Below are 268 nucleotides of genomic sequence, written 5' to 3'. Positions count from 1 at the left end.
AAAAGCCTGACTGAATGCACAAGCGCGTCGTCATTACCGGCATCGGCGGCATATGCGGGCTCGGCACCAATGTGCCCGCGATCTGGGGCGAGATGCGCGCCGGCCGCTCGGCCATCGGCCCGATCGTCAATTCGGAGCTGCATGACCTGAAAATCAGGGTCGGCTGCGAAATCAGGACGCTTCCCGATCACGGCATCGACCGCAAGCAGGTCGTCTCGATGGACCGCTTCAGCCTTTTGGCGACGATCGCCGCGCGGGAGGCCGCGCA

1 protein-coding gene is annotated in these 268 nt (G+C 64.2%); it reads left to right on the top strand.

Features of this window, described 5'->3' with window-relative positions; translation table 11 throughout:
• Positions 1 to 14 precede the first annotated feature (14 nt).
• Positions 15 to 268 (top strand): beta-ketoacyl synthase N-terminal-like domain-containing protein (locus AC0L2F_RS35845; protein ID WP_473251538.1); only part of this gene is annotated, 254 nt, incomplete at its 3' end.

The organism is Bradyrhizobium sp. Ken64 (assembly GCF_055807555.1).
The sequence above is the reverse complement of the archived record's forward strand: the minus strand, read 5'-3'. Positions and strand labels throughout refer to the sequence as shown.